The sequence below is a fragment of the Snodgrassella sp. W6238H11 genome, assembly GCF_016100525.1.
In the GTDB taxonomy this organism is placed as follows: Bacteria; Pseudomonadota; Gammaproteobacteria; order Burkholderiales; family Neisseriaceae; genus Snodgrassella; species Snodgrassella alvi.
The window spans coordinates 1-3279 of sequence record NZ_JACFSH010000016.1 but is presented as its reverse complement, the minus strand read 5'-3'; the positions used below and the strand labels follow the sequence as shown (position 1 = coordinate 3279).

Genomic DNA, 3279 nt, shown 5'->3' with positions numbered 1-3279 from the left:
TTCGTGTCGCGTCATCAGCGAAGAAGGCGAACTATACGCCTCCAAAAATCCCCTGTCAACTCCTGCCTGCATTTATTTTTGACTTTCTTCTCATTCAACTGTTTTACTTGCGTTTATTTTTAGTGCCTTTGACTCAGCTTTTGCTGTTTTATTTGACTCCGCTATCTGCCGATAGGGATGTTGACTTGTTTATAGCCTCTATTTCCTTTTACTTGTGACTAGATGACTCTTCTTATATTTGTATTTGGCACTTTTATATGCTCACTTTAAATTATTGTGGACTACTTCGACTCAGGCTTTATTGATTAAACCAAATTTAATTTAGATATATTTAAGGCTATCGTTTCTATAATAGAGCTTCAGTAAACTTTTTTGTTGTTAAAATATATCAATTAAATAATTAACTTAACTTTTATCTTGTACTTTATGAACTCTATAGTATATAGATGTGTCCTATAGCTATTTTTCTAACTTTAGTCTGTTGCTGTTTTTTTATATTTTGATTTTGTCAGAATAGTATTAGCTAAATTTAGAGATACAGATATATATAAAAATAAAGCGGTTTTTCTGTTACCTTTAATTAATAGTTCTAAATTAATTCCGATAATCAGATAATTTTCTATTTTAATTAATCTTATATTTTGTTTTTAAATATTAAGTAGAATCAAGTCATAATTATATTGTTTTGATAATTGTATATAGGTGTATTAAAGCTTTAAATACGATCTGTTTACACTTTAACAAGCTTATAAATTGCTCAATCTGACTGATTAACGCACTCTTATGTTTTAGTGTTAAGTTATATTGCAAATAATAATGGTTTCTATTATCATGCAATGATATGGAAAACCAACGCAAAGTCAATTTTTTAATTGTTATTTTAGTGCTGGGCGTACATGCTATTTTATTTTGGACAATAGCATTTAATGAACAGCAGATTAAAGTTGATAATAATATACAAGCACTGAATTTTGTTGATTTAGGTATAAGCTCGGATATGGCTGGCAAGATTGCTGACGATGTTCCTCAACAACCCGAATCTCAACAGCATGTTGTGCATAAACAGACGGTAAAAACACCGCCTAGAAAAGTGCTACCTGAAAAAACTCTGATAAAACCTGTAGCAACTAGCAAAGTACAAAGTCAATTTAAAGTTACTCCATCCAAAGAGGATGAACCGAAGCTGATACCTGCAGTAGCAAAATCATCGCCAATAGCGCCTGCACCTAGCAACAATGTTCCAGATGCTACTTCTGCAAATACTGGCGGAAAATCAGATTCCAAATCTGCAAATGGTAAAAACAGCAGTGATCAGTCTGCTGGTAGCTTAGTTGTGCCAAAAGAATATCAGGGAGGTTATCTGGCTGCATTAAACCCGGATTATCCGTATGACTCTCGGAGTAATGGGGAAGAAGGTGTGGTGGGTATAAAGGTTTATGTAGGTGCAGACGGAAAAGCACTTAATGTCACTATAAGTAAAAGTAGTGGCTATAGCCGTCTTGACCGGGCTGCTAAGCAGGCAATACTGAGATATCGTTTTAAACCAGCTACGCGCGGTGGTATTCCAATCTCTTATAACTATCAGTTTAATATAAAATTCAAAATATCAGATTGATAAAAAATAACGATAAGTAATGTAATTTTTGTATTTTAAATGATTTAGTTAAATGATTATTAACTTTGAAGGTAATTATTCTTATGGATGGTAATATTGCTTCAATTTATGCTCAAAGCGGTTGGATTTTGCTAACTGTTCTGGCTATTCTTGTCTTGATGAGCATTATAACCTGGATTATTGCGTTGGTTCGATGCTGGAGTTTATGGTGCGCAAGGCGGGATAATCGCATAGCTTTAAATTGCTTTGAGACAGCTGAGAATCTGGTTCAATTGCAACATGAGCTGGCTGAAAACCATTCACCGGTGGCTTTACTGACTCGTGATGCATTACACGCAAGTAAGCTTTATCATGATAAAGCTAATCACTCTTTGGCTGCGGCTATGCCCTTTAACCGCTACCTTACCAGTCAAATTCGTAATAGTATGGAACAGATTATGCGCCACTATGAGAGTGGGCTGACTATATTGGCATCAATAAGTTCAAGTGCTCCATTTATCGGATTATTTGGTACTGTATGGGGTATTTATCATGCTTTAATTAATATTGGCCATAGCGGACAGATGAGTATTGCTGCTGTAGCTGGTCCTATAGGTGAGGCATTAATTTCTACCGCCATAGGTTTATTTGCAGCGATTCCGGCTTTACTGTTTTACAATGGTCTGGTACGCAGCAAGAAAAATTTAAGTCGTGATCTTGATGGTTTTGCTCATGATTTACATGCACAATTATTAAATAATGAGGAATAGTGATGGCATTCGGTCATTTCAGTGATGATGAGGTACATGAATCAGCTGATATTAATGTAACGCCGCTGGTTGATGTAATGCTGGTACTCTTGATTGTCTTTATGATTACGATGCCAGTATTAACTCATTCTATCCCGTTAACTTTACCTACCACTGCTAATCCTACGGAGCAAACAGAACCAAAATCTCCATTACGCTTATCGATTGGTGCTGACGGGCAATATAAATTAGGCGAACAAACACTTTCCCTAACTCAACTAAAAAATGATTTACATCTAAAGGCTCAGGCAGATCCAGAACTAGTACTGGCGATAGCTGCTGATAAACACGTTGCTTATGATCATGTTGCTCAGGTATTAGCCGCTGCTCGGGATGCAGGTTTGGTAAAAGTTGGCTTTGTTACGGAAGATAAATCGTAAATTAAATATCTCAATATAATTCTATTAAATGGACTTTCTGTCGAGGAAAGTCCATTTTTAATAGATTATTGTTATTGCAATATAATTAATTAAATAATACTACAATAAAATTTGACATCATAATTAAATACTTAAATTATTTTTGTCTCCGTTTGCGCGTATTAAATAATTATTCATAATTACTGATATCACTATAGTTGCGTATATTATTTCTAGTGGGATATGAAGTAATATCATATTACTGAGTGGAGACTATTCATATAATCGATAATATAGGCACTAATAAAATATACATGATGTCATTTTTTCCTTAGTCTTTTATCACCGCCCTTTTCTTTTTTTATTTGTTTTTAGAAAAGTGCAGAACTGATGATGTCCAATATTTCAAGAAATATATTGTAACTATCCCCTAATAGTACAGCAAGAAAGTAGAAAATTCTCTATGATATTTTTAAGGAGAATTTCAATATGAAAAAATTTTCAGAGCATCAAATTG

The 3279-nt window shown here is 34.1% G+C and carries 4 protein-coding genes; all 4 read left to right on the top strand.

All coding sequences use genetic code 11. The annotated features are described in order from the left end of the window. Window positions 1-218 (top strand): hypothetical protein (locus H3V00_RS11535; protein ID WP_232336004.1); only part of this gene is annotated, 218 nt, incomplete at its 5' end. A gap of 623 nt (window positions 219-841) precedes the next feature. Next, window positions 842-1615, top strand: a complete 774-nt coding sequence (locus H3V00_RS11275) for an energy transducer TonB (protein ID WP_198208157.1) — start codon at window positions 842-844, stop codon at window positions 1613-1615. A gap of 83 nt (window positions 1616-1698) precedes the next feature. Then, on the top strand, window positions 1699-2364 hold the full coding sequence (locus H3V00_RS11270) for a MotA/TolQ/ExbB proton channel family protein (protein WP_174829660.1): 666 nt from the start codon (window positions 1699-1701) through the stop codon (window positions 2362-2364). 2 nt (window positions 2365-2366) lie between these two features. Further along, window positions 2367-2783 carry a biopolymer transporter ExbD gene (locus H3V00_RS11265; RefSeq protein ID WP_025329707.1) on the top strand — a complete coding sequence of 139 codons (417 nt, stop codon included), beginning with the start codon at window positions 2367-2369 and terminating at the stop codon, window positions 2781-2783. Window positions 2784-3279 lie beyond the last annotated feature (496 nt).

Coding starts and splice junctions, on each gene's coding strand:
- H3V00_RS11275 (WP_198208157.1), top strand. CDS start 842: ATGGAAAACCAACGCAAAGTCAATTTTTTAATTGTTATTTTAGTGCTG.
- H3V00_RS11270 (WP_174829660.1), top strand. CDS start 1,699: ATGGATGGTAATATTGCTTCAATTTATGCTCAAAGCGGTTGGATTTTG.
- H3V00_RS11265 (WP_025329707.1), top strand. CDS start 2,367: ATGGCATTCGGTCATTTCAGTGATGATGAGGTACATGAATCAGCTGAT.